Genomic DNA, 24904 nt, shown 5'->3' with positions numbered 1-24904 from the left:
GTTGCGCTCCAGCCCAACGGTCATCGATAACGGACATATGGCTTCACTCGCCTCTCAGCTTTCTGCACTCACGCCCCGCCAGCGTTTCATCGTCCTGCTGCTCCTGGCGATCTGTTTCCTTGCTTTCGCCGCGATCTACGCGCGGGGATATCGCGACGATCCTGCGTCGGATGACACCAGGCTGTTCACGCTCGACGGTCGACTGACGACCCACCCACAAGTCTGGAAGCCCCAGCCCGAGCTGGTCAACTTTGGTGTGGCCTACGACCTGGACGGTCAGCGTCGGCAGCAAGGTCTGTATGCTTATCGCAGTGCGTTCGAGCAGGCGGGAATCGGTATGGGCACCGTGCTCAGGCTGACCGTGGAAGGCTCCGGGCGGGTGCGAGCCCTGGCCAGTGAAGAGGGTCGTATTCTGTTCGACGACCGGCTGAACCAACAGGTCATCGAGTGGAACAACACTTCGATCCGCCGCGGTGTAATCGTCAGTGGCGTCATGTCGGCTGCAGCGCTGGCCTTCGCGCTGCTGACCGGTTGGCGCCACCGGCGGCGCATTTTTTCCCGGGGCGGTGCTGCCGAAGGCTGACGTCTTGCACCGATCCTCTGCGCCATTATCCAGGACGCAGTCCACAACCCACTCCAACCCAGGCATTGCCTGGGTTTTTTTTGCTTGCCAGGGAGGTTCTGCATGCTCACCGAGCGGCAACTCATTCAGATCTATCCGCTCGCCGGCCAGCGTGCCGGCGCGTTTCTCACACCTCTCAACGACGCCATGGCCCGTTGGGAAATCGACCATCCCAAGCGCATCGCCGCCTTTCTCGCCCAGGTCGGTCATGAGTCCGGCCAGTTACGCTATGTGAAGGAACTGGGCAGCGACCGCTACCTTTCACGCTACGACACCGGCCCACTGGCCCTGCGCCTGGGCAACACCCCTGAGGCTGACGGCGATGGCCAGCTGTATTGCGGTCGCGGCCTGATCCAGGTCACCGGGCGCAACAACTACCAGGCCTGCAGCCGTGCGCTGTTCGGTGATGAGCGGTTGCTGGCGCAACCCCAGCTTCTCGAGCAGCCGCGCTGGGCCTGCGAGTCGGCGGCCTGGTTCTGGCAGTCGCGCGGGCTCAATGCCCTGGCCGATCGTGGTGAATTCAACCGTATCACCCGGCATATCAACGGTGGGCTCAATGGCCTGGATGAGCGCCTCAAGCTCTGGGCCAGGGCCCGGGAGGTCTTGTGCTGAGCCGTTGGCAGCTCTGCGCATGCCTGGCGCTGATGCTGCTGTCGGCGGCACTGGCCTGGCAGGCCCAGGCCTGGCGCTACGAGCGTTTGTTCGCCGAGTCGGACGAGCTCCAGGCGCGCCAGCGAGTGGAGCAGGCCGAGGTGCTCAACGAGCAACTGCGCAGCGAGCGCGAGCAGCGCCAGGCGCTCGAGCGCCGCCTGCATGACAGCGAGTCCAACCATTTCCAGGAGCTTACCGATGCGCAACAGAATCAGGCTCGGCTGCGTGATCGCCTTGCTACTGCCGATCTGCGCCTGTCGGTCCTGGTCGAGCGTGACGCCGCCTGTTCCACAATGCCTGCAGCCACCGGCGCCGGCGGCGTGGATCATGGCACCGTACGCGCCCGACTTGACCCGGCGCATGCTCGACGAATTATCGCCATTACCGACGACGGCGACCGGGGGCTGATCGCCCTGCGTGCCTGCCAGGCGTATATCCGCGCGCTGGCGCCGTGAATCCTTGCCTGGGGGGATGAGGGTGGTAGGGTAGTGCGCAGTCACGCAAGGAGCCTGTCATGGACCCGATCACCGTACTTTCTACCCGCCTGGGCCAACACCTGCGCCGTTTCAATGCGCAGGTGACCACCGCCGAGTCCTGCACCGGCGGGGGCATCGCCGAGGCGATCACCCGTATTCCCGGCAGTTCGGCCTGGTTCGAGGCCGGCTACGTCACCTACTCCAACACCCAGAAGACCCGGCAGCTTGGCGTCCCCGAGGCACTGTTCACCCAGGTTGGCGCAGTCAGCCAGGAGGTGGTCGAGGCCATGGTTCGTGGTGCCCAGGCCGCCAGCGGCGCGCGTTTTGCCGTGGCGGTCAGTGGTGTCGCCGGGCCGGATGGCGGCTCGCCGGCCAAGCCGGTGGGCACTGTATGGCTGGCCTGGGGCGATGGAGGCCGTGTTATCAGCGAGCGCCGTCACTTCGATGGCGACCGCGAGGCGGTGCGCCGACAGACGGTGATCGCTGCGTTAGACGGCTTGTTACAGCTTGGTGCCGAGTAAATCGCTCGACGGGGGTTTGCGGAAACGAATCCCTGTGGAATAATACTGGCTACTTATACAGGTATTCCGGCCATCAGGGCCACGTCGAACACGTGAGGATTTCAATGGACGACAACAAGAAGCGCGCCTTGGCTGCGGCCCTGGGTCAGATCGAACGCCAATTCGGCAAGGGCGCAGTCATGCGCATGGGCGATCACGAGCGCCAGGCTATTCCAGCCATCTCCACCGGCTCGCTGGGCCTGGACATCGCCCTCGGCATCGGCGGCCTGCCAAAGGGCCGTATCGTCGAGATCTACGGCCCGGAATCCTCGGGCAAGACCACGCTGACCCTGTCGGTCATCGCCGAAGCCCAGAAGAACGGCGCCACCTGCGCCTTCGTCGACGCCGAGCATGCCCTCGACCCTGAGTACGCTGGCAAGCTGGGCGTCAACGTCGATGACCTGCTGGTCTCGCAGCCAGACACCGGCGAACAGGCCCTGGAAATCACCGACATGCTGGTGCGTTCCAACGCTGTCGACGTGATCATCGTCGACTCCGTGGCGGCCCTGGTACCCAAGGCCGAGATCGAAGGCGAAATGGGTGACATGCACGTCGGCCTGCAGGCCCGTCTGATGTCCCAGGCGCTGCGAAAGATCACCGGTAACATCAAGAACGCCAACTGCCTGGTCATCTTCATCAACCAGATCCGTATGAAGATCGGCGTGATGTTCGGTAGCCCGGAAACCACCACCGGCGGTAACGCCCTGAAGTTCTACGCCTCGGTCCGTCTGGATATCCGTCGTACTGGCGCGGTGAAGGAAGGCGACGAAGTGGTCGGTAGCGAAACGCGCGTCAAGATCGTCAAGAACAAGGTTTCGCCACCCTTCCGTCAGGCCGAGTTCCAGATTCTCTACGGCAAAGGTATCTACCGTAACGGCGAGATCATCGACTTGGGCGTCTCTCAAGGCCTGGTCGAGAAGTCCGGCGCCTGGTACAGCTACCAGGGCAACAAGATCGGCCAAGGCAAGGCTAACGCCGCCAAGTACTTGCAAGAGAACCCGGCCATCGGTTCGGAAATCGAGAAGCAGATTCGTGAGAAGCTGCTGACCTCCGGCGCTGTCGCCGCGGCTGCCAAGGCTGCCGCCGCCGAAGCTGATGCCGACGATATGGCTGATGCTGAAGCCGGTTATTGATATCGCTGGTTGATCGCACATGTCGTCCGTCGTACTCGACACCCCCGTCGCCGTTCGGCGGACAGCCATGGACCTGCTTGCGCGCCGCGAGCACGGTCGTGTCGAGCTGACTCGCAAGCTGCGTCAGCGCGGCGCCACGGATGAGCTGATCGAGCCCGCGCTTGATCGGCTTGCCGAGGAAGGCCTGCTCAGTGAGGCCCGCTATCTGGAGAGCTTCATCTCCTACCGTTCCAACGCCGGTTATGGTCCAGCGCGTATTCGTGAAGACCTGAGCCAGCGAGGGTTGAACCGTGGCGATATCGATCAGGCACTGCGCGAAAGCGGTGTAGATTGGTCAGCCCGCTTACGGGACGTCTGGCAGCGCAAGTTCGCCGGACAACGCCCTCAGGATCCTCGCAGCCGAGCGCAGCAAACACGCTTTCTCGCCTACCGTGGTTTTTCCATGGACATGATCGGGCGACTGCTCAGCGGGCGCGATCTCGACGATTGACGGCCAGTGCGGCTGACATGGCAGACATCTGCCAGGTCAGCCGCACTGGCCGTTTTTCGTTCAACTGACTTTCAACGCTTCCCGGGCATGTTGCGTCGTGTGCATCGGTTGGGGTTTGGCCCAGTTTTCCGGCAGGTTGATGAAGTCCACCAGTTCACGCAGGCGTCCCTGGTCACGGCCGTTGAAGGCGAAGGTCAGGCGGGTCAGGTGGTTGAAGTCGCCGACTTCATGTTCTGCGCTGCTGTCGGCTTGCTGATGGTATTTGCCACTCAGGCGCAGGTCGGCGAAGCCCTCCTGAATGTCGTATAGCGCCGCCTCGCTGAGGGGGTGCAGCATCCGGATCACGAACTGGTTCTTCAACCAGCGACTGGAGTGGTAATTGCTGTAGAACTGGTTGATTTCCTCCACGGCCTCGTCAGCGCTGTGTACCAGACGTACCAGTTTCAGGTCGCTGGGGAGTATGTAGCGGTTCTCTTCCAATTGACGGCTGATGAAGCTCAGTGCGTCCTGCCAGAAACTCCCGCCAGGCGAGTCGAGCAACACCACCGGTACCAGAGGGCTTTTACCCGTCTGGATCAGGGTCAGCACTTCGAGTGCCTCGTCGAGGGTGCCAAAACCACCCGGGCAGAGCACCAACGCGTCAGCTTCCTTGACGAAGAACAGCTTGCGGATGAAGAAGAAGTGGAAGGGCAGCAGTTGATCGGTGCCATCCACCGTTGCGTTGGCATGCTGCTCGAAGGGCAAGGTGATGTTGAAACCCAGGCTGTTTGCTGCTCCGGCGCCTTCGTGGGCAGCGGCCATGATGCCGCCTCCGGCCCCGGTGATGACCATCAGGTCGGAGCGGGCGAGGCTGGCGCCCAGCTCTCGGGCCAGGGCATACATCGGGTGTTCCTGAGGCGTGCGCGCCGAGCCGAATACAGTGACTTTGCGTCGCCCCTTGTAGCGTTCGAGGGTGCGGAAGGAGTGGTCCAGTTCGCGCAGGGCCTGCAAGGTGATCTTGGCATTCCATCGGTTGGCGTCGTCGAAGGCCATGCGCAGGATGGTCAGCATCATGTCGCGGTAGAGCGGCAGGTTGGGGCTGTCCGGTGCCACCAGTTGCAGTTGTTCATCAATCTTGTTCAGGTCGATCCCCTGTTCCCTGAAATGATCGGACAGACGTTCATTCGGTAGGTAAGGCATTCAGCGTCTCCTTCTGCAGCAAAACCTCTGACCGGGTCGATGGGGTGTCCCGGCCGCGACACTGCGTGTGTCGCTGGCTGCTGTCGCTCGAGTGTGCATCTCGAGCATTGCAGTAGGCCTTCAAGGCCGTGATGCAGTGGCGTGAGTCCATCTTGTCTTTTGTCGTTGCGGGTCCGGCAACGTCGTGGCGCGGCAATCTCCTGTGCTTGCCGCTGACGCGTGCTGTTCGCTTTCAATCTAGACGCTGGCGAGCGATCCTGCCGGTTTGCGGCTGCAAACCGTTCGTCTGATAGGATCCAATCGGTGCAGGGGTTTGATTAACTGAAAGACAACGGCGCGATGCAGGGAGGTCGCGGTATGCATCGGTTGGTCATTGAGGTGGACTTGCAGTTGTATGAACTGCTCAGGCGTGCAGCCCAGGACCATCAATTGAGCCTGGAGGGCGAGTGCCTGCGCAGGTTGCAAGGCGCCGACAGGCAATCACGTTACCTTCAGGCCTTGCTGGCGGATCTGCGCGCCGATGAGGAGCAACGGCGCGCCAGCGACGATCAGGTCGCCTGAATCACTTCTTCTTGTTGCCGGCCGTGCAGCTGGCAGCATCGAACGCCTGGTCCATGACCGGCTGGTTGGTCTTGTAGACGGTGAAGCGGTAGACCATTACCGCGCCCTTGGTCATCAGTTGGCGGTAGCCTGTGTTGCGGCAGACGCTGTCGCCCAGCTGGCTGCGCACCAGCGCCGGGTTTTCCAGCATGCGCTGGGCATGTTCTTCGCGCACGCTCAGGTGGTTGACCAGCGCCTTGCCCTTCTCGACGGTGTATCCCTGATCGAGGATGTCTTCGTTGACGGCGCGTGGCGTGCCGACGCTGCTCTCCTTGGCAACCTTCTGCAGCATCTGGTTCAGCTCGTAGTCCTGCTTGGACGCCGCATTGGCTGCGAGCGGCAGGGCGAGCAGCAGGCTCAGGGTCGGGACGATAAGACGCAGCATGAATCTCTCCTGGTTCGGTAACTGGCGCTTTGACCTGCGCCTTCTGGCGGCGTTCCATGAACGCGTCGCTCAACGGGCGCAGCGGCTGCCAAAGGCGCGATTATAAGGGAGCGCGCTTGTAGCCTGCACGGCAATCCTGTGGCTGCTCTGGTAGACTCACGTCTTTGTTCCCCGCCGAGTTGTCGCAGTGTCCATCCCATTCCTGTCCACAGGCTTGCAGCCATGAGCCATGCGGTAGCGCGCCTGCGCGCCGAGCGTCTGGCGCGCAGCAACAAACCTTTCGTCGCCCGCGGTTCGCGCGCTGATCGCTGCCCGGACTGCCGGGTGATCGCCAGCCATTGCCTGTGCGCCTGGAAGCCTCGGGTCGACGCCCGGGCCGGCATGTGTCTGGTGATGCACGACACCGAGCCATTGAAGCCGACCAACACCGGCTGGCTGATCGCAGACCTGATCGAAGATACCTGGGCCTTCGGCTGGCAGCGCACCGATGTCGACGCGCGTTTGCTGGCGCTGCTCGAACAACCCCAGTGGCAGCCCTATATCGTCTTCCCTGGTGAGTTCGTCGCACCGGAGCGGGTGGTCAACGAGGTGGTGTGCGAGCCTGGCAAGCGGCCGCTGTTCATCCTGCTCGACGCCACCTGGACCGAAGCGCGCAAGATGTTTCGCAAGAGTCCGTACCTGGATCGCTTCCCGGTGCTGAGCCTGGAGGCCGAGCAGATGTCGCGCTACCGCCTGCGCCGCTCCAAGCGTGACGATCATTTCTGCACCGCGGAAGTGGCGGCCATGTGTCTGGACCTGGCCGGCGACAACCGTGCCTCCCAAGCGCTGGATGCCTACCTCGACGTGTTCAGCCTGCATTACCTCAGCGGCAAGCGACACCTGGCACTGGACGACCAGGATGAGCCGCATCAACGCTTGCATACCTTCCTATAGTCCAAGGGGCAAGCGAGCCGGATTGGTTCATACTGTCGAGCAGGTCGCCAGGGTGGGCGAGGCCGCCGGGCAATTGGCTTGACCACCCGGACGGTGCTCGGCATCCTTGGCGCCGATTCGGCCACGACGCAGCCGCCATCCCAGGCTGCGGTCGTGCCCTTGCCGCAGGCGGCGCCGTCGCCCGCGCCTTGAGTTGCCCGCCAGGCACAGGCCCCGTACCCCGCAGCGCCTGGCACAGAACAGGACCCCTGGATCGATGGCTACATATGAAATCCTGATTGCCGATGACCATCCGCTGTTCCGTAGCGCCTTGCGCCAAGCCGTGACCCTCGGCCTCGGGCAGGACGTACGGCTGGTGGAGGTGGCAAGCATCGCCGAACTGGAAACACGCCTGACCGAGAAATCCGACTGGGACCTGGTCCTGCTCGACTTGAACATGCCGGGGGCCTATGGCTTCTCCGGTCTGGTCCTGCTGCGCGGGCAGTATCCGCAGATTCCGGTGGTGATGGTGTCGGCGCAGGAAGAGGCGGCCGTGGTGGTCAAGTCCCGCGAGTTCGGGGCCAGCGGTTTCATTCCCAAGTCCAGCCCGCTGGAAACCATCCAGGACGCCGTGCGCAAGGTGCTCGATGGCGAAGTGTGGTGGCCGCCGCAGGCGTTCGAAAAGGTTGATGTGTCGGCTGAAGCGAAGGCCGCCAGCGAGGGGCTTGCGAGCCTGACGCCGCAGCAGTTCCGGGTACTGACCATGGTTTGCGAGGGTTTGCTGAACAAGCAGATCGCCTACGAGCTGAGCGTCTCGGAGGCGACCATCAAGGCCCACGTCACCGCCATCTTCCGCAAGCTGGGCGTTCGCACCCGGACCCAGGCCGCATTGCTGCTGCAACAACTTGAATCGGTTTCAGCTAACTGAGCCTCGCGGCTTCACGCTTTTTTGACCCAGGCTGGACTAGCCTGCAGGCCTTTTCCAGGTGAATTGACTCACATGTCGCCATTCAAGGGCCAGACCGGCCTGAAACGCATCTTCAACGCCGCCGGCTATTCGCTGGACGGCCTGCGCGCCGCCTTCAAGGGCGAGGCTGCCTTCCGCCAACTGGTGCTGCTCAACGTGCTGCTGATCCCGACCGCCTTCTGGTTGCCGGTCAGCCGCGGCGAGCGTGCGATCCTGATCGCCGTGTGCCTGCTGGGGCTGATCGTCGAGTTGCTCAACTCGGCGGTCGAGGCTGCCATCGACCGCATCTCGCTGGAGCGTCACCCCTTGTCGAAAAACGCCAAGGACATGGGCAGTGCCGCGCAGTTGGTGGCAATGAGCATGGTGGCGCTGGTCTGGGGCGTGATCCTGCTCGGCTAGCGCTTAGGCGATGGCCGGCAGCACGATCTCGTCGCTGCGCTGCACTCCCTCAGTAAAGCTGCGGCACAGCTCGAGAAACTCACGCATGGCCGAGGTCTGGTACTTCTGCTTGTGCCAGATGAAGTAAAACTGCCGCAGCAGATCCAGCTCCGGTGTTTCCACCGCCACCAGGCTGCCGCGCCTGAAGGCGTCGCGCAGGGCCAGGCGCGAGATGCAGCCGATGCCCAGGCCCGACTCCACGGCGCGCTTGATTGCTTCGGTGTGCTCAAGCTCCAGACGGATATTCAGGTTGGCGCGTTGGTGGCGCATGGCCTGATCGAAGGTCAGGCGTGTGCCTGAGCCTTGTTCGCGCAAGATCCACGCCTCCTGGGACAAGGCCTCGATATTGGCGCGGCCGACCTTGGCCAGGGGGTGTTGCGGTGCGCAGAACACCACCAGTTCGTCCTCGACCCAGGGTTGCACCTCCAGGTCAGGATGGTTGCAGTCACCCTCGATAAGACCCAGGTCAATTTCGTAGTGGGCTACCTGTTGCACAATGTGCGCCGTATTCTGCACGTGCAGCTTGACCTGGCTTTCCGGGTGCACCTGCATGAAGCTGCCGATCAGCAGCGTTGCCAGGTAGTTGCCGATGGTCAGGGTGGCACCGACGGCGAGCGAGCCGAAGCCGGACTTGCCGTTGAGCAGGTCTTCGATTTCCTTGGCCTGGTCGAGCAGGGCTACTGCTTGGGGCAGCAACTGATGGCCCAGGGCGTTGAGGCTCAGGCGCTTGCCGGCGCGATCGAACAGCTGGCAGCTGGACTGGCGCTCCAGTTCGGTGATGGAAGTACTGGCCGCCGACTGCGAAAGGGCCAGTACATTGGCCGCTCGCGATACGCTTTGATGCTGGGCGACGGCGACGAAGACTTGAAGCTGGCGGAGAGTGAATCGCATATCTATATAACCGATAAGTCATATCTTGATAATTCAGTTAACAGATATTCTCGCTGCCCCTAAACTATCGCGCAACTGCGCGTCTTGCGCGCGCCGCGTTTTTCTTCAGGAGCCCCATTAGATGAGCAACATGAACCACGAACGTGTCCTCAGTGTGCATCACTGGAACGACACCCTGTTCAGCTTCAAGTGCACCCGCGATCCGGGCCTGCGCTTCGAGAACGGTCAGTTCGTGATGATCGGCCTGCAGCAGGAAAGCGGCCGTCCGCTCATGCGTGCCTATTCGATCGCTTCGCCGAACTGGGAAGAGCATCTGGAGTTCTTCAGCATCAAGGTGCCGGACGGTCCGCTGACCTCCCAGCTGCAGCACCTGAAGGAAGGCGACGAGATCATCATCAGCAAGAAACCGACCGGCACCCTGGTGCTGGACGACCTGAACCCAGGCAAGCACCTGTACCTGCTGAGCACCGGTACTGGCCTTGCGCCGTTCATGAGCGTGATCCAGGACCCGGAAACCTACGAGCGTTTTGAAAAGGTGATCCTGGTCCATGGCGTGCGCTACGTGAACGAAGTCGCCTACCGCGAGTTCATCACCGAGCACCTGCCACAGAATGAATTCTTCGGCGAAGCGGTGCGTGAGAAGCTGATCTACTACCCTACCGTGACCCGCGAGCCGTTCGAGAACCAGGGCCGTCTGACCGATCTGATGCGCAGCGGCAAGCTGTTCAGCGACATCGGCCTGCCACCGATCAACCCGCAGGACGATCGTGCGATGATCTGCGGCAGTCCGAGCATGCTCGACGAGACCAGCGAAGTACTCGACAGCTTCGGCCTGAAGATCTCTGCGCGTATGCGTGAGCCGGGTGATTACCTGATCGAGCGCGCATTCGTCGAGAAGTAAGGCGAATTGCGGCATAAAAAAACGCAGACTTGGGTCTGCGTTTTTTTATGTCTGGAAAGTGTGAATTCAGGCTTCGCGTGCAACCTCCAGCACCCGGATCACCTCCGGCTGCGGATAATGCCAGCGCACCTGCACATCCCAGAACTTCACTCCGTAGACCCGTTCCGGCGCTGGCACCTGATAGGCCGGGCGTGGATCCTGGGCCAGGCACTGTTCGATGAGTTCCACCAGTGGTTCTGCCAGGCGCAGAGCGTGCTCGTGGGCCTGGTGCAGGGCGCTATCGCTCCACTGCACGTTGATCGGCAGTGGCGCATCGCTGGCCATCTGGTTGATGGCATTGTCGATGCTGTCGGCGTAGGGCACGTAGGGTTTGATGTCGAGCACCGGCGTTCCGTCGAGCAGATCGATACCTGACAACAGCAGGCGCCCGGGCTCTACAGCTTCAAGGCGCACCACCGACTGGCCGATACCGTTGGGGCGATGGGTGGCACGCGTGGCGAACACGCCCATGCTCTTGTTGCCGCCCAGGCGCGGCGGGCGCACCTTCAGCCGGGGCTTTTCCTCCAGTGCTTGATGGAACAGGAACAGCAGCCACACGTGGCTGACCTGCTCCAGGCCCTGTACCGCGTCGCCCTGGTCGAACGGCGGCAGCAACTCCAGCACGCCGCGTGCCGCGGGCGCCAGGCGGGGCTGGCGGGGGATGGCGAACTTCTCCTTGAAGCAGGAGCGGACGATGCCGACCGGTGTGACGCTGTGCTGCATGATCGGCTCAGCCACGCACGCGAAGGGTCAGGCCCTTGAGGAAGTTGCGCAGCAGCTGGTCCTGGCAGGGGCGGTAGTTGTCATGGCCGACCTTGCGAAACAGCGCGCTGAGTTCGGGCTTGGACACCGGGAAATTGACCGATTTGAGGATCGCGTGCAGGTCGTCTTCCTTGAGTTCGAAAGCCACCCGCAGTTTCTTCAGCACGGTGTTGTTGGTCACCGGCAGCTCGACGGGCTGGGGCGCACGGTTGTCGTCCTTGCCACGGCGGTGGATCACCAGGCCATCGAGGAAATGCGCCATGACGCGCTCCGGGCAACGCACATAGCCGGCTTCGTCTTCCTTCTTGATATAGCCGGCAAGCACCACCGGGTTCACTTCAAGGCCGGACAGGGCGATGATTTCGGCCATCTTGGCGTCGTTCACCTTGAGCATGTAGCGCAGGCTGCGCAGGACATCGTTGTGGTTCATGTGACTCGAATCCTTTTCTGAGCCGCACCTTGCGGCGCGGCGGTATCGCTTAGAAGCGTTCGCTGCCGGACAGGTAGCGCCATTGGCCCAGGGGCAGCTTGCCCATCGACACGCCACCCAGGCGAATGCGGCGCATGCCGAGCAGTTCCAGGCGCAGGTAGGCGCAGATTTCGGAGATCTGCCCGGGCTGCGGGTTCTTCAGGGCCAGGCGCAGGTGAGTTTCGTTCTGCCAACTGGCTTTGGCCCGGGGCAGTTCCCGGTCATTGCGGGTCGCACCACGGGCCAGGCGCTCCAGGGCCTGGGGCGTGGTTTCGCCGCGCACCTCGAGGATGTACTCCTGCTCCAGACGGCGCAGGTCGGCGTCGATCTTGCGGGTGACACGCCAGTCCTGGGTGAATACCTGCAGGCCGCTGGCGCCGCGTTCGAGCGGTGCCGGTCTGCTCAGCCTGGTGAAATGGCCGTGCAAGGGGCGTGTGCCTTCGCGGTGGGCCTCGCTGAGGCTGGCCATGGTCATGCTGGCGCGGGCACTTTCGCTGTCGAGCCCGGCTGGCTGATTGAGCAGCAGCGTAACCGGCTCCAGGGTTTCGGCGCGAGCGCCGGGCAGCAGTTCCACACGCTGTGCTGCAACCTTGAACTGCGGTTGTTCGACCACCACGCCATCGACCGTGACCCAGCCCCCTTCGATGTACAGTTCGGCCTCGCGGCGTGAGCAGCCGAGCTGTTCGATGAGGCGTTTGGACAGGCGGACGGGTTCGGACATGAGCTGAGGGTTCGCAGGGCAGGGAAAGGTGCTTATTGTACCTGCCCGTGCCATGTTGCGGCTGTGAATCTGCGCTGTTCGGGCCATTTCAGGCGCGGCTGACGGGCCGTGCCTACCGCGGTGCGCGGATCAGTCGCATGTGCAGCAGTGGATAGGGTTGTCCGAGGCCATCGGTTTCCGAGCGTCCCGCCACTTCGAAGCCCTCGTGCAGGTAGAAACCCAGTGCCTGGGAGTTCTGTTCGTTGACGTCCAGGCGTTCGGCGTTGAGCTCCTCGATGGCATGGCGCAGCAGCCGCTTGCCAACCCCCAGGCCGCGATGTTCGGGGTCAACGAAGAGCATGTCGACACGACCGTTGGCGACACCGGCAAAGCCGAGGATCCTGCGTTGGGCGTCCCGGCAACAGATCAGCATCACGGCATCCAGGTAGCGGCGCAGCACGTGATCGCGCAGCAGCACGATATAGGCGTCAGGGAGAAAATCATGGGTGGCGCGCACCGACGCTTCCCAGATACGGACCAGTTCGGGGTAGTCGCTGTAGTGGGGGGTATGCAGCGTCAGGGGCAAGGACATTCTGTATTCCTCGGGTAGTGAGGAAAACATAGATGCTTGATGACAGTTTTGCGGAGTTTTTCTTCAAAGCTTGCCCCTTCGCGGCGTGTGGCCGCGAAGGGGCGGGGCTTGCGTCTCGATCAGACCGGTTCGGCCCACATGTCGTATTCGTCGGCATCGACAATACGGCAACGTACCTTGTCGCCCGGCTTGAAGCCGTGGTCACCGTCGATGAACACGCTGCCGTCGATTTCCGGCGCGTCGAAGAAGCTGCGGCCTACCGAACCCTGCTCCTCGACTTCGTCGATCAGTACCTCGATCTCCTTGCCGATACGCAGTTGCAGGCGTGCGCTGCTGATCGCCTGCTGGTGGGCCATGAAACGGTCCCAGCGATCCTGCTTGACGTCATCCGGGACTTCTTCCAGGCCCATGTCGTTGGCTGGGGCGCCTTCGACCGGCGAGTACTGGAAGCAGCCGACGCGGTCGAGCTGGGCTTCGGTCAGCCAGTCGAGCAGATACTGGAAGTCCTCTTCGGTCTCGCCGGGGAAGCCGACGATGAAGGTCGAGCGGATCACCAGTTCCGGGCACTGCTCGCGCCAGTTCTTGATGCGCGCGAGGGTACGGTCCTCGAAGGCCGGGCGTTTCATGGCCTTGAGCACCTTGGGGCTGGCGTGCTGGAACGGGATGTCCAGGTACGGCAGGATCTTGCCGGCGGCCATCAGCGGGATCACGTCATCGACGTTGGGGTAGGGGTAGACATAGTGCAGGCGCACCCAGGCGCCCAGGCTGCTCAGGGCTTCGCACAGCTCGAGCATGCGGGTCTTGACCGGGCGACCGTTCCAGAAGTCGGTCTTGTACTTGACGTCGACGCCATAGGCGCTGGTGTCCTGGGAAATCACCAGGATCTCCTTGACCCCAGCCTTGACCAGGCGCTCGGCCTCGCTCAGCACTTCGCCGACCGGACGGCTGACCAGCTTGCCGCGCATCGACGGGATGATGCAGAAGCTGCAACTGTGGTTGCAGCCTTCGGAAATCTTCAGGTAAGCGTAGTGGCGCGGGGTCAGCTTGACGCCCTGCGGCGGCACCAGGTCGATCAGCGGGTTGTGGTCCTGGCGCGGTGGCACCACTTCGTGCACGGCATTGACCACCTGCTCGTACTGCTGGGGGCCGGTGACCGACAGCACGCTGGGGTGCACGTCACGGATGGTGCCTTCCTCGACACCCATGCAGCCGGTGACGATGACCTTGCCGTTTTCCTTGATCGCTTCGCCGATCACTTCCAGCGACTCGGCCTTGGCACTGTCGATGAAGCCGCAGGTGTTGACCACCACCACGTCGGCGTCTTCGTAGGTCGGAACGACTTCATAGCCTTCCATGCGCAGTTGGGTGAGGATGCGCTCGGAGTCGACCAGGGCTTTTGGGCAGCCCAGGGAGACAAAGCCGACCTTCGGCGTGGCGGGAGTGGTGGACATGACTAACCTCGGTATTGAAACAGGTCGCGCCTGCCAGTGGCGGCGTGATCCGGGCGGGCGTTTTTGGCGCCTCTGATCAAAAAGTGCGCAATTCTAGCGAGCGCAAGGTCGCTTGACCAGCAGAAAAGCGACGAGCGCTGCGCTATGCTTCGCGCCGTTGTGTCCGGGTAGCAATGATAGCCGGATGACGACAGCGGTCCGGGCGCTGCGAGCATGCCGTCCGGTGCGAATACTATCGGCCCCGAAGGGCCGTCTGCGGGAGTGGTCGATGGTTCAGGCAAGCAGTCACGCCGAGGGCGGGCATGGGGCGGCACGCCCTTTGGGCCTGCTGGTGGCAGCTGTGGGGGTGGTCTATGGCGATATCGGCACCAGCCCGTTGTATACCCTTAAGGAAGTCTTTACCGGCGGTTATGGCGTACAGGTCGACCACGACGGGGTGCTGGGCATCCTGTCGCTGATTCTCTGGTCGCTGCTGTGGGTCGTGTCGTTCAAGTACGTGATGTTCATCCTGCGCGCCGACAACCAGGGCGAGGGCGGCACCATGGCGCTCACCGCGCTGGCGCGGCGTGCCACGGCGGGGCATCCGCGGCTGCGCATGCTGATGGTCGGCTGTGGGCTGGTCGGCGCCTCGCTGTTCTATGGCGACAGCATGATCACCCCGGCAGTCTCGGTGCTGTCGGCGGTCGAGGGCATGGGGCTGGCGTTCGATGGCATCGACCACTGGGTGGTGCCGATCTCGCTGGTAGTGCTGGTGGTACTGTTCCTGGTGCAGAAGCATGGCACCGAGAAGATCGGCAAGGCCTTTGGCCCGATCATGGTTGCCTGGTTCCTCGTGCTGGCTGCGCTCGGGGTGCATGGCATCCAGCAGAGCCCGGAAGTGCTCAAGGCGTTCAATCCCGGGTGGGCGTTGAACTTCTTCATCGTCCATCCCGGAATGGGCGTGGCGATTCTCGGTGCGGTGGTGCTTGCGCTGACCGGCGCCGAGGCGCTGTACGCCGATATGGGCCACTTCGGGCGCAAGCCGATCGCCCGTGCCTGGTTTGCCCTGGTGCTGCCAGCGTTGGTGCTCAACTACTTCGGCCAGGGCGCGATGCTGTTGCAAAACCCCGAGGCTGCGCGCAACCCCTTCTACCTGCTGGCACCAAGCTGGGCACTGCTGCCGCTGGTGGGGCTGGCGACCATGGCCACGGTGATTGCCTCCCAGGCGGTGATTTCCGGTGCCTTCTCCCTGACCCGCCAGGCCATCCAGCTGGGCTACGTGCCGCGCATGCAGATCCAGCACACCTCCAGTGACGAGCAGGGGCAGATCTACATCGGTGCAGTGAACTGGACCCTGATGGTCGGCGTCGTGCTGCTGGTGATTGGCTTCGAGTCTTCCGGTGCCCTGGCGGCGGCCTATGGGGTGGCGGTGACCGGCACCATGCTCATGACCACTATCCTGGTCGCCGCAGTGATGCTGCTGCTGTGGAAGTGGCCACCGGTGCTGGCAGTCCCGCTGCTGGTGGGGTTCCTGTTGGTGGACGGGCTGTTCTTCGCCGCCAACGTGCCGAAGATCGTGCAGGGTGGTGCTTTCCCGGTACTGGCGGGGATCGTCTTGTTCGTGCTGATGAGCACCTGGAAGCGTGGCAAGCAGATTCTCGTCGAGCGTATCGATGAGGGGGGCCTGCCGTTGCCGGTGTTCATCAGCAGCATTCGTGTGCAGCCACCGCATCGTGTCGAGGGGACAGCAGTGTTCCTCACGGCGCGTGCCGATGCGGTGCCCCATGCGTTGTTGCACAACATGCTGCACAACCAGGTGCTGCACAGCCAGGTCGTACTGTTGACGGTGGTCAGCGAGGATCGGCCGCGGGTGCCGGAGTCGGAGCGTTTCGAGGTCGAGGCCTATGGCGACGGGTTCTTCCGCGTATTGCTGCACTTTGGCTTCATGGATGAACCGGACGTACCCGCGGCACTGCGGCTGTGCCATCTGGAAGAGCTGGATTTCAGCCCCATGCGCACCACCTACTTCCTCAGCCGCGAGACGGTGATCGCCTCGCGCCTGGAAGGCATGTCGCGCTGGCGCGGGAACCTGTTCGCGTTCCTGCTGAAGAATGCCAACGGCAACCTGCGCTTCTTCAACCTGCCGCTGAACCGAGTGATCGAGCTGGGAACCCAGGTCGAGATCTGACTCAAATAACAAGGGCCGCATCGCGGCCCTTGTTGTTCTTACTGCTCTGCGACGTTCGACTTGCCCTGACGGGTTTCGATCTCGCCGATCAGGCGCTTGGCCAGCGCCGGGTAGTTCTCGTCGAAGTGATGGCCGCCTGGCAGCTTCATGCGCTCGCCGACGGCCGTCTTGTCGGTGCAGCCGCTCTCGTCGGTTTCTTCTACACCATAGATGCACACCACCTTGGCGGCAGGCAGCTTGGCCATCTCCGGCCCGGTCGGGGCCTCCTGGCCTTCCTTGCCCAGCCAGCCTTCCACTTCGATCTCGAAGCTGCCACTGCGGGCGAAGGCCAGCAGGATCACCGCGTCGATGCGCTTCTGGTCGGCTTCCGGCAGGCGATTGTAGATGGCCGGCAGGACATCGGCACCGAACGAATAGCCGGTCAGCACGAAGCGCTTGGTGCCCCATTTCTGACGATAGTGCTGCATCAGTTCCGACAGGTCGGCAGCGCTCTGTTCAGGCGTCTTGTGCTGCCAGTAGTAGCGCAGGGTGTCGATGCCGACCACCGGGTAGCCGAGCTTGGCCATCTCGCCCGCCACGTCGCGGTCCAGGTCGCGCCAGCCGCCGTCACCGGAGAGGAACAGGGTGACGGTGTCGGTGGTCTGGCCGGCTGGCACTTCCACCACGGGAATCGCCAGGGCGTTACCGTCGCGACCGACCAGGGCCTGGGTCAGTTGGGCCTTGAGCACCTGCGGCAGGTGAATGTCATAGTCGCTGATGCTGGTTTCGGCGTTGGCCTGGTCGCGCACGAAGGCAGCGCTGGCATCGTCGGGGTTGTCGTTCCAGGCTACGTTCCAATGACCGTGGGCAGCGGTTTTGGGCAGCTCGACCTTGCAGTCTGGCTGTTCGAGGTTGAAGTCGACCGAGATGGCCCGGGCCTTGTCGTCGTTCTGCCCGGCCAGCCAGCGCCAGGCCTGCGAGGCGCCTGGCCCGATGCCGGCAACCAGGGTCGGCTTGCCGGAGAGCTTGCCCATGGCCTGGTCCAGCGCCACCTGCTGCTTGCTGCAGTCGCCGGTCGGCAGGATCACCTGCACCAGTTGAGCCTCACCGGCCTGGCTGAGGTCCAGCAGTTGCTTGTCGGTCAGTGCCTGGTCATGGGGCACGCCAACTGCCACCAGGGTCTTGGCGCGTACGCCGGGTGTGACCCGGGTCAGGTTACTGCCATCGTCCAGGGTGAAGTGCTCGATACGGGCTTCGGGGGCAGGGCGGGTCCACAGCCAGAAGGCCCCACCGCCAGCCAGCACGGCGAGCAGCAGGGGGATCAGCAGGTACAACCAGTAACGTCGAGTCATCAGCGTTTCACCAATCCAGTCAGGCCGCCAGCAATCAGGGCGGCAGTATCAGCCAGTGCAACCAGGGGGTCCAGCCCGGCTGGCACAGCCATGTAACGGGGTTCCCAGTCCGGCTGGAACTTGTCCTTGAAGCGCCGCAGGCCCTGGAAGTTGTAGAGCTGCTCGCCGCGCTGGAACACCATCGAGCCCAAGCGTTGGGTCAGCGGTGCGCCGCGACGCGGTTGCAGGCCGGAAAGCGGCACCATGCCCAGGCTGAAGCGGGCATAGTCGTGGCTTTTGTAATGCAGGATGAGGCCGAGCATCATGAATTCCATGGTCAGCTTCGGTGCCTCGGGGTGTGCGCGCATCAGGTCCAGGCTGGCCAGTTCGTTGCTGTGGGTTTCCAGCAGGTTGGCGAAGGCCACCGGACGGCCCTGGAAGCGGATCAGTGCGATACGGAAATGTTGCAGGTACTCCGGGCTGAAGCGGCCCAACGAGAAACCTTTTTCGCGCACGTTCTTGCCGGCCAGCCAGGCGTCGGAGATTTCCCGGAGCTCTTGCAAGGGCGCATGCCCGGGTTCGTGGACTTCCAGGGTCAGGCCGTCACGGCCGCCGCGGTTCCAGGTGTAGCGCAGGTCCTTCATCTCCTTGCCCTTGGCTTCGAGGTCGAAGCGGCGCAGGTCGACCCGCGCCTCTTCGCCAAGCTTGATCGCGGTCAGGCCGATGTCCATGTAGAACGGCAGGTTTTCCGCGCGCACCTGGTAGAACACCGGGCGGGCATGGTGCAGGTCGCAGAGGTCGCGGAACTGCCAGATCATCTCGGCACGCTCCTGTGCCGGGCCGATCGGGTCGTACAAGGCGACCAGGCTGCGGCCGCGACGGGCATACATGAGGAAGGCGTTGTCGTTGGGGTGGAACAGCAGCGCCTTGTCACCGGTCAGGGCCAGGCCACCGTCGGGCTGATCGGACGCCAGCAGAATGCGGTTGGCGCGCTGCAGTTCGTCTTCGCTCGGCAGGTGAATCACCGGGCGCGCGGTGCGCAGCAGCCAGGTCAGGGCGACGATCACCAGCAGTACTGCACTGCCCAGTGCAGCGCGCAGGCCGCGCGGAGCATCGGCGTCGAGGGTGAATTGCCACCACAGTTTGTGGCTGTAGGGGACGTCCTGATAGGCGAACAGCAGCAGCCATACCGAGGCACCGACCACGCAAGCGCTGGCTACCAGGTAGATCGGCGAGAACGGCAGCTCCAGCAGGCGGCTGGGGCGATAGAACGAGCGCCGGAACAGGGCCAGCAGGGCGGTGGTGAAGATCATCATCGACGCCTCTTCCCAGTCGAAGCCCTTGAGCAGCGACAGCAGTGCGCCCGTCAGCAGCAACACCGTGGTCAGCAGCCAGGCCGCCGACAGGCGGCGACGCAGGCCCTGTGCCAGCAGCAGGCAGAGGACGCCGATCAGGCTTGCGCCGAAGTGCGAGGCGTCGATCAGGCGATGCGGGATGAGAAAGCCCATGTGCTCCAGGCGGCTGTCGATCTCCGGGGTCACGCCGGAAAACAACAGCACCACGCCGGACAGAAACACCAGGATCGCCAGCACGGGAGCGGCGAGCCCGGACGCTGCCTTGATCGCCTGTTGGGCGAACAGCAGGCGGCGGGCTTCGTTGACCAACAGCAGAACGCAGGCCACCAGCAACGGCAGCACGACGTAGATCAGGCGATACAGCAGCAGCGCCGCGGCCAGTGGGGCGGCGCCCAGTTCGTTGGCGAAGGCCGCGAGGAGGATCGCTTCGAACACACCGACACCGCCGGGCACATGGCTGAGTACACCCGCCGCGAGGGCCAGCAGGTAGACCAGAACGAAAGCACCGAATGGCGGGGCTTCGGGCAACAGCAGGTAAAGCACCGTGGCGGCGGCGGCAACGTCCAGTGCGGTGATGACCAGTTGCAGGGCGGTCAGGCGTGCACTGGGCAGGCGCAGGGTGCGGCGTCCGACCTGCACCAGCAGATGGTCGGCCAGGGGCTGCTCGGCAGCGCGGCGACGATAGAGCCCCACCGCCAGGACGGCGCAGGCCAGCAACACCGCGGTGGCGATGCTGCCCAGCAGTACCGGGGACATACGCAATGCGGTGGAGGCCGAGGTGAGGTCGCTCAAGGTGGCCACTGCTGCCAGCGGAGGCAGTGCGCAGCCTAGGGAGAGACTGGCGAACACGGTCATCCGTGCGACTTCCGCAGCCCCCAGCCCCTTGCGCGCGTACAGGCGATAGCGCACCGAGCCACCGGAGAGCATTGACAGCCCGATGGCATTGCCGATGGCGAATGCACTGAAACCGCCCAGCATCAGGGTGCGGGGTGGTAGCTTGACGCCTGCATAGCGGGCCGCGGACCACTCGTACCCCAGCAGGGTCACGAAGCCTGCCACAGTGGCCAGTAACGCACCTAGCAGCGCCTGCTTGGGCACGCTGAGCATGGCGTCATGCAAGGCATAGATGTCCAACTCGCTCAGCAGGTGTCGGCAGGCGATCAGCGCCATGGCGAACAACAACAGGGTTATCGCCAGGCCGATAGGCTGGCGGTATTTGCTGAGGCGTTCGAGCCACGGCAGACGCTGTGCTGCCGCAGGCAGGGCAGCAGTGATAGGGGCCTGGGAGTCTGGAGAGCGGGAGGTCATGAAATACCTCGTGCGGCGAGCGCGAGGGGGAGGAGACGTGCGGCCAAGTGAAAGTCCCTTTGGAAAACGTGTCCAGATAGTACTCCGGGTGGAGTAGGTTTATCCGTTTCAGGTTAGTTAAAGTTAGTTCATTGAGGTGCCAGACAAATGGCAAAGCGCGTACGACAGGTTTTTTCCAGGGACAAACGCAACAAGCCCCGCACTATCCTGGGATAGGCGGGGCCTGTTCTGACGAATATGGTTGCGGGAGCCGGATTTGAACCGACGACCTTCGGGTTATGAGCCCGACGAGCTACCAGGCTGCTCCATCCCGCGTCAGTGGTGCGCATTCTACGGATTAACGATTGAGTGTCAAGTGTTAATCGTTGATTTTTTTCGAGTTTTTTCGAGGGCAAAGAAAAAGGCCACTGTGTGAACAGTGGCCTCTTCTCGAATCTGGTTGCGGGAGCCGGATTTGAACCGACGACCTTCGGGTTATGAGCCCGACGAGCTACCAGGCTGCTCCATCCCGCGCCTGTGGAAACGAATTCTACGCAGATCCTTCAGCGAGTCAAGCGTTATTTTCAAAAAACCTTTTTTGTTCAATCCCTTAGCGTCGCTGGAATAGTCTTGGCCTCAGCCACGACGCGGGTTGTGGCGTGTTTTGAGTGGCAGGCGGTGATAATGCCGATCATCCTGGCAGCGGTGCAGCAGGGCTGACGAATATCGGGTGTCGTGCTGTAATATCTGTATGAATTTACAGTGCTGACGGTCATCCATGTCCCTGCGCAAGATCATCCACATTGATTGTGACTGTTTTTATGCCGCGATCGAGATGCGTGACGACCCCCGGCTGGCGGGGCGACCGATGGCTGTGGGCGGTCAGCCCGGCCAGCGTGGGGTGATCGCCACCTGCAACTATGAAGCGAGGGCCTATGGGGTGCGCTCGGCGATGTCGTCGGGCCATGCCATGAAACTGTGCCCGGACCTGTTGATCGTCAAGCCGCGCTTCGAGGCCTATCGCGAGGCCTCGCGGGAAATCCACACGATCTTTCGCGACTACACCGACCTGATCGAGCCCTTGTCGCTGGATGAGGCCTATCTGGATGTGACAGACAGTCAATGGTTCTCCGGCAGCGCCACGCGTATTGCCGAGGATATTCGCCGGCGCGTCGCACAGACCTTGCACATCACCGTTTCCGCTGGAGTCGCGCCAAACAAGTTCCTGGCCAAGATCGCCAGCGACTGGCGCAAGCCCAATGGATTGTTCGTGGTCAGGCCCGATCAGGTCGATGAGTTCGTTGCCGCACTGCCGGTGGCGCGCCTGCATGGGGTGGGCAAGGTGACTGCCGACAAGCTTTCAAGGCTTGGTATCGACACCTGCCAGTCGTTGCGCGAGTGGTCGCGCCTGAGCCTGGTGCGTGAGTTCGGTAGTTTCGGTGGGCGGCTGTGGGGGCTCGCCCATGGCATCGACGAACGAATCGTACAGACCGACAGCCGGCGTCAGTCGGTCAGTGTCGAGAACACCTACGACAACGATCTGCCTGATCTGGCCAGTTGCCTGGAAAAGATTCCTGAGCTGCTCAACAGTCTCAATGAACGAATTGCGCGGATGGACAGCAGTTATAAGCCGGACAAGCCTTTCGTCAAGGTCAAGTTCCATGACTTCAGCCAGACCACGCTGGAACAAGCAGGGGCGGGCAGGGACTTGGAAAGCTACCGGCAGTTGCTCAGTCAGGCCTTTGCTCGTGGCGCCAAGCCGGTGAGATTGCTGGGGGTAGGGGTAAGGTTGCGGGATCTGCGCGGAGCGCATGAGCAGTTGGAGCTGTTTCCTGCTCAATAAAGGAAAGGGGCGCATTGCGCCCCTTTCTTTTTACCGCTCGCCAGGGTCAGCGACCAATCGGCCGGTTTCCTTGGTCAGCGTCTTGAGAAACTCCTGCTGCAGTTCCGGATCGTTGCGTGTCAGCTCGATCAGGCTCTGCTCCAGCTCGCTGGCTTCCTCCTCAAGGCCCAGCTCCGAGAGGCGCTTGACCCGATGCACCCACTGGCCGACGTCATCGTCCTCAAGGTCGTCGAAGATCAATTCGTGGGCTTCCAGCAGCTTGTTGCGCAGGTTGCCGCTCACCAGCAGGCTGGCATCGCCACGGATGCCGTTGTCCTCATCGATCGCTGCCAGGTGCAGGGTGCCGATGTGGTTGAGGTTCTGCTCCGAGAACGGGCTGTCGAGCAGGTTCAGGCGCAGCACGCCAAGCTTGTCGGTGGTCAGCTCGTGGGTCATCTTGCCGGCCTTGACCTCGACCAGGCGTTCGCTCCACGGCAGGCTGGTGAACTCCTCGCGCTTGTCCTTCTGGATCTCGCTGATGCCTGCGAGGTTCTGCTGCGCGCGACCGTTGGACTGCACGTTCATGAACGGGTTGAGCCCGGCCAGACCGTAGCTCAGCCAGTCGTGGGTCATGCTCTGCGGCAGGCTGTCGAAGGTGATCACGTTGACCACGTTGGCGCCGATGCCCGCGACCACCGCCACCGCACCCAGTGGGATCTCGTAGATCTCCCGCCAAGGCTGGTAGGGCGTGTAGCGGTCATAGCGCCGTGTGACTTCGAATTCGGTGACCTCGAAACGTCGCTGTTCATTGATGCGAACACGTCGTTGCGGAAGCTCCATCACCTTGGGCTCGCCGACGTCGATCTGCAGACTGTGCTCGAGCAACTTGCGCTCGACACGTTCCTCGTGCTCGCTGCGCTGGGACATCTGGTTGGCGCAGCCGCTGAGGAACAGGGCGCCGCAGAGCGCGGCGCCCCCCAGGGTAAAGGTACTTCGCTTGGACATGTTCACTCGTGCATTGGTGGTCAGCGGCGGATGCGGGCCTGCAGGAAGGTCAGCACTTCGTTGAGCGGCAGAGGCTGGGCATCCTGCTCGGTGCGGTGCTTGTACTCCAGGTTGCCTTCGGCCAGGCCGCGGTCGCTGACGACGATACGGTGCGGGATGCCGATCAGTTCCATGTCGGCGAACTTGATGCCGGGGCTGGTCTTCTTGTCACGGTCGTCCAGCAGCACTTCGTAGCCTGCGGCGGTCAGCTCGGCGTAGAGCTTGTCGGTTGCCTCGCGCACGGGGTCGGTCTCGTAGCGCAATGGTACGAGGGCGATCTGGAAGGGTGCCAGGGCGTCGTTCCAGATGATGCCCTTGTCGTCATGGCTCTGCTCGATGGCGGCGGCAACCACACGGGATACGCCGATACCGTAGCAGCCCATGGACAGCACTACCGGCTTGCCGTTCTCGCCCAGTACCTGGCACTTGAGCGCTTCGCTGTACTTGGTGCCGAGCTGGAAGATGTGGCCCACCTCGATGCCGCGCTTGATGACCAGCGTGCCCTGGCCGTCTGGGCTCGGATCGCCGGCGACGACGTTGCGCAGGTCGGCGACCTGTGGCACCGGCAGGTCACGCTCCCAGTTCACGCCGAAGTAGTGCTTGTCGTCGATGTTGGCGCCGATGCCGAAGTCGCTCATCAGGGCGACCGAGCGGTCGATGACGCATTCCAGCGGCAGGTTCAGCGGGCCGAGCGAGCCAGCACCGGCACCGATGGCTGCGCGCAGCTCGGCGTCGCTGGCCATGACCAGCGGGTCGGCAACCTGCTCCAGCTTGGCGGCCTTGATTTCGTTCAGCTCGTGGTCGCCACGTACGATCAGGGCGACCAGCTTGCCTTCCTCGGCGCCGTGCACGATCAGGGTCTTGACGGTCTTCTCGATCGCCAGGCCGTGGTTCTCGACCAGTTCGGCGATGGTCTTGGCGTTTGGCGTGTCGACCAGGCGCAGTTCTTCGGTTGGCGCCGGACGCACGGTTTCCCGTGGAATCGCTTCGGCTTTCTCGATGTTGGCGGCGTAGTCGGAGGTGTCGCTGAAGATCACGTCGTCTTCGCCGGAAGAGGCCAGGACGTGGAATTCGTGGGAGTAGCTGCCACCGATCGAGCCGGTATCGGCCTGCACCGGACGGAAGTCCAGGCCCAGGCGGGTAAAGACGTTGGAGTACGCCTGGTGCATGCGGTCGTAGGTTTCCTGCAGGGAAGCCTGGTCGGCATGGAAGGAGTAGGCGTCCTTCATGATGAACTCGCGGCCGCGCATCAGGCCGAAGCGCGGACGGATCTCGTCACGGAACTTGGTCTGGATCTGGTACATGTTCAGCGGCAGCTGTTTATAGCTGGACAGCTCGTTGCGTGCCAGGTCGGTGATCACTTCTTCGTGAGTCGGGCCGACGCAGAAATCGCGGTCATGGCGATCCTTCAGGCGCAGTAGCTCAGGGCCGTATTGCTCCCAGCGCCCGGATTCCTGCCACAACTCTGCTGGCTGGATGCTTGGCATCAGTACTTCAAGGGCACCGGCGGCGTTCATTTCTTCGCGCACCACGTTCTCGACCTTGCGCATGACTCGCAGGCCCATTGGCAGCCAGGTGTACAGGCCGGAGGCCAGCTTGCGGATCATGCCGGCGCGCAGCATCAGCTGGTGGCTGATGACAACGGCGTCTGCCGGGGTTTCTTTCTGGGTGGCGAGCAAATATTGACTGGTGCGCATGGGA

25 protein-coding genes and 2 tRNA genes are annotated in these 24904 nt (G+C 62.9%); 13 read left to right on the top strand and 14 right to left on the bottom strand.

The window, feature by feature from the left end:
* The first annotated feature begins 37 nt into the window (after nucleotides 1–37).
* The 6 genes from ACPZMI_RS17825 (at nucleotide 38) to recX (ending at nucleotide 3932) form a co-directional block, all read left to right on the top strand.
* Entirely contained in the window at nucleotides 38–583 is a 546-nt protein-coding gene (locus tag ACPZMI_RS17825) for a hypothetical protein (protein WP_411383109.1), read from the top strand.
* A 102-nt stretch (nucleotides 584–685) separates the two neighbouring features.
* Nucleotides 686–1234 (top strand): glycoside hydrolase family 19 protein, encoded by a 549-nt coding sequence (locus ACPZMI_RS17820; protein ID WP_186667202.1) that lies wholly within the window; start codon nucleotides 686–688, stop codon nucleotides 1232–1234.
* Entirely contained in the window at nucleotides 1228–1728 is a 501-nt protein-coding gene (locus tag ACPZMI_RS17815; protein ID WP_426352744.1) for a lysis system i-spanin subunit Rz, read from the top strand. The genes ACPZMI_RS17820 and ACPZMI_RS17815 overlap by 7 nt, the downstream gene beginning before the upstream one ends.
* A gap of 59 nt (nucleotides 1729–1787) precedes the next feature.
* Nucleotides 1788–2270 carry a CinA family protein gene (locus ACPZMI_RS17810; protein WP_426352743.1) on the top strand — a complete coding sequence of 161 codons (483 nt, stop codon included), beginning with the start codon at nucleotides 1788–1790 and terminating at the stop codon, nucleotides 2268–2270.
* Between the two features lie 104 nt (nucleotides 2271–2374).
* Nucleotides 2375–3442: a recombinase RecA gene (gene recA, locus ACPZMI_RS17805; RefSeq protein ID WP_125931569.1), complete on the top strand. Its 1068-nt coding sequence runs from the start codon at nucleotides 2375–2377 to the stop codon at nucleotides 3440–3442.
* 19 nt (nucleotides 3443–3461) lie between these two features.
* A complete protein-coding gene (gene recX / locus ACPZMI_RS17800; RefSeq protein ID WP_186667200.1) occupies nucleotides 3462–3932 on the top strand; it encodes a recombination regulator RecX in 471 nt (156 codons plus the stop codon).
* Between the two features lie 60 nt (nucleotides 3933–3992).
* Here recX and ACPZMI_RS17795 read toward each other — a convergent pair whose 3' ends face one another.
* Nucleotides 3993–5111, bottom strand: a complete 1119-nt coding sequence (locus ACPZMI_RS17795; RefSeq protein WP_186667199.1) for an LOG family protein — start codon at nucleotides 5109–5111, stop codon at nucleotides 3993–3995.
* A gap of 357 nt (nucleotides 5112–5468) precedes the next feature.
* Here ACPZMI_RS17795 and ACPZMI_RS17790 point away from each other — a divergent pair, with 357 nt between their 5' ends.
* Nucleotides 5469–5672, top strand: a complete 204-nt coding sequence (locus ACPZMI_RS17790) for a hypothetical protein (protein WP_186667198.1) — start codon at nucleotides 5469–5471, stop codon at nucleotides 5670–5672.
* Nucleotide 5673: 1 nt separating this feature from the next.
* Here ACPZMI_RS17790 and ACPZMI_RS17785 read toward each other — a convergent pair whose 3' ends face one another.
* Nucleotides 5674–6096, bottom strand: a complete 423-nt coding sequence (locus ACPZMI_RS17785) for a quorum-sensing-regulated virulence factor family protein (protein ID WP_186667197.1) — start codon at nucleotides 6094–6096, stop codon at nucleotides 5674–5676.
* 222 nt (nucleotides 6097–6318) lie between these two features.
* Here ACPZMI_RS17785 and ACPZMI_RS17780 point away from each other — a divergent pair, with 222 nt between their 5' ends.
* From ACPZMI_RS17780 to ACPZMI_RS17770, 3 genes are all read left to right on the top strand, one after another.
* Nucleotides 6319–7029, top strand: coding sequence for a tRNA-uridine aminocarboxypropyltransferase (locus tag ACPZMI_RS17780; RefSeq protein ID WP_186667196.1), 711 nt, complete (start codon nucleotides 6319–6321; stop codon nucleotides 7027–7029).
* A 256-nt stretch (nucleotides 7030–7285) separates the two neighbouring features.
* Complete coding sequence (gene erdR / locus ACPZMI_RS17775; protein ID WP_054891023.1) at nucleotides 7286–7936, top strand: response regulator transcription factor ErdR; 651 nt, start codon at nucleotides 7286–7288, stop codon at nucleotides 7934–7936.
* Nucleotides 7937–8008: 72 nt separating this feature from the next.
* Nucleotides 8009–8374: a diacylglycerol kinase gene (locus tag ACPZMI_RS17770; RefSeq protein WP_186667195.1), complete on the top strand. Its 366-nt coding sequence runs from the start codon at nucleotides 8009–8011 to the stop codon at nucleotides 8372–8374.
* A 3-nt stretch (nucleotides 8375–8377) separates the two neighbouring features.
* On the opposite strand, the gene finR is transcribed toward ACPZMI_RS17770, so the two are convergent.
* Entirely contained in the window at nucleotides 8378–9304 is a 927-nt protein-coding gene (gene finR, locus ACPZMI_RS17765) for a LysR family transcriptional regulator FinR (RefSeq protein WP_426352742.1), read from the bottom strand.
* A gap of 121 nt (nucleotides 9305–9425) precedes the next feature.
* On the opposite strand from finR, the gene fpr reads away from it, so the two are divergent.
* Complete coding sequence (fpr, locus tag ACPZMI_RS17760) at nucleotides 9426–10205, top strand: ferredoxin-NADP reductase (RefSeq protein ID WP_054891020.1); 780 nt, start codon at nucleotides 9426–9428, stop codon at nucleotides 10203–10205.
* A gap of 66 nt (nucleotides 10206–10271) precedes the next feature.
* Here fpr and tsaA read toward each other — a convergent pair whose 3' ends face one another.
* The 5 genes from tsaA to rimO form a co-directional block, all read right to left on the bottom strand.
* Complete coding sequence (gene tsaA, locus ACPZMI_RS17755; RefSeq protein WP_186667193.1) at nucleotides 10272–10967, bottom strand: tRNA (N6-threonylcarbamoyladenosine(37)-N6)-methyltransferase TrmO; 696 nt, start codon at nucleotides 10965–10967, stop codon at nucleotides 10272–10274.
* Between the two features lie 7 nt (nucleotides 10968–10974).
* A complete protein-coding gene (locus ACPZMI_RS17750) occupies nucleotides 10975–11436 on the bottom strand; it encodes a YehS family protein (RefSeq protein WP_186667192.1) in 462 nt (153 codons plus the stop codon).
* Between the two features lie 49 nt (nucleotides 11437–11485).
* Nucleotides 11486–12196: an rRNA pseudouridine synthase gene (locus ACPZMI_RS17745; protein WP_426352741.1), complete on the bottom strand. Its 711-nt coding sequence runs from the start codon at nucleotides 12194–12196 to the stop codon at nucleotides 11486–11488.
* A 112-nt stretch (nucleotides 12197–12308) separates the two neighbouring features.
* Nucleotides 12309–12767: an acetyltransferase gene (locus ACPZMI_RS17740; protein ID WP_186667190.1), complete on the bottom strand. Its 459-nt coding sequence runs from the start codon at nucleotides 12765–12767 to the stop codon at nucleotides 12309–12311.
* 119 nt (nucleotides 12768–12886) lie between these two features.
* Nucleotides 12887–14218 (bottom strand): 30S ribosomal protein S12 methylthiotransferase RimO, encoded by a 1332-nt coding sequence (rimO, locus tag ACPZMI_RS17735; RefSeq protein ID WP_186667189.1) that lies wholly within the window; start codon nucleotides 14216–14218, stop codon nucleotides 12887–12889.
* 268 nt (nucleotides 14219–14486) lie between these two features.
* On the opposite strand from rimO, the gene ACPZMI_RS17730 reads away from it, so the two are divergent.
* Complete coding sequence (locus ACPZMI_RS17730) at nucleotides 14487–16385, top strand: potassium transporter Kup (protein WP_186667188.1); 1899 nt, start codon at nucleotides 14487–14489, stop codon at nucleotides 16383–16385.
* Nucleotides 16386–16423: 38 nt separating this feature from the next.
* On the opposite strand, the gene ACPZMI_RS17725 is transcribed toward ACPZMI_RS17730, so the two are convergent.
* The 4 genes from ACPZMI_RS17725 to ACPZMI_RS17710 all read right to left on the bottom strand — a co-directional run bounded on the left by ACPZMI_RS17725 (nucleotide 16424) and on the right by ACPZMI_RS17710 (nucleotide 20871).
* Complete coding sequence (locus tag ACPZMI_RS17725; protein ID WP_186711654.1) at nucleotides 16424–17716, bottom strand: virulence factor family protein; 1293 nt, start codon at nucleotides 17714–17716, stop codon at nucleotides 16424–16426.
* Nucleotides 17716–20358, bottom strand: a complete 2643-nt coding sequence (mprF, locus tag ACPZMI_RS17720; protein WP_426352740.1) for a bifunctional lysylphosphatidylglycerol flippase/synthetase MprF — start codon at nucleotides 20356–20358, stop codon at nucleotides 17716–17718. Before mprF ends, ACPZMI_RS17725 begins: the two co-directional genes overlap by 1 nt.
* Nucleotides 20359–20596: 238 nt before the next feature.
* A tRNA-Met gene (locus ACPZMI_RS17715) sits at nucleotides 20597–20673 on the bottom strand.
* Between the two features lie 121 nt (nucleotides 20674–20794).
* Nucleotides 20795–20871 (bottom strand) — tRNA-Met (locus tag ACPZMI_RS17710).
* A 250-nt stretch (nucleotides 20872–21121) separates the two neighbouring features.
* On the opposite strand from ACPZMI_RS17710, the gene dinB reads away from it, so the two are divergent.
* Nucleotides 21122–22180, top strand: a complete 1059-nt coding sequence (gene dinB, locus ACPZMI_RS17705; RefSeq protein WP_426352757.1) for a DNA polymerase IV — start codon at nucleotides 21122–21124, stop codon at nucleotides 22178–22180.
* 30 nt (nucleotides 22181–22210) lie between these two features.
* Here the strand turns inward: dinB and ACPZMI_RS17700 are convergent, their stop codons facing one another.
* Together ACPZMI_RS17700 and ACPZMI_RS17695 are read right to left on the bottom strand one after the other, a co-directional pair.
* Nucleotides 22211–23164 carry a hypothetical protein gene (locus ACPZMI_RS17700; protein WP_426352739.1) on the bottom strand — a complete coding sequence of 318 codons (954 nt, stop codon included), beginning with the start codon at nucleotides 23162–23164 and terminating at the stop codon, nucleotides 22211–22213.
* Nucleotides 23165–23184: 20 nt separating this feature from the next.
* Nucleotides 23185–24900, bottom strand: a complete 1716-nt coding sequence (locus tag ACPZMI_RS17695) for a proline--tRNA ligase (RefSeq protein WP_426352738.1) — start codon at nucleotides 24898–24900, stop codon at nucleotides 23185–23187.
* Between the last annotated feature and the right edge of the window lie 4 nt (nucleotides 24901–24904).

The sequence above is a fragment of the Pseudomonas wayambapalatensis genome, from assembly GCF_049942315.1.
Lineage (GTDB): Bacteria > Pseudomonadota > Gammaproteobacteria > Pseudomonadales > Pseudomonadaceae > Aquipseudomonas > Aquipseudomonas wayambapalatensis.
The sequence above is the reverse complement of the archived record's forward strand: the minus strand, read 5'-3'. Positions and strand labels throughout refer to the sequence as shown.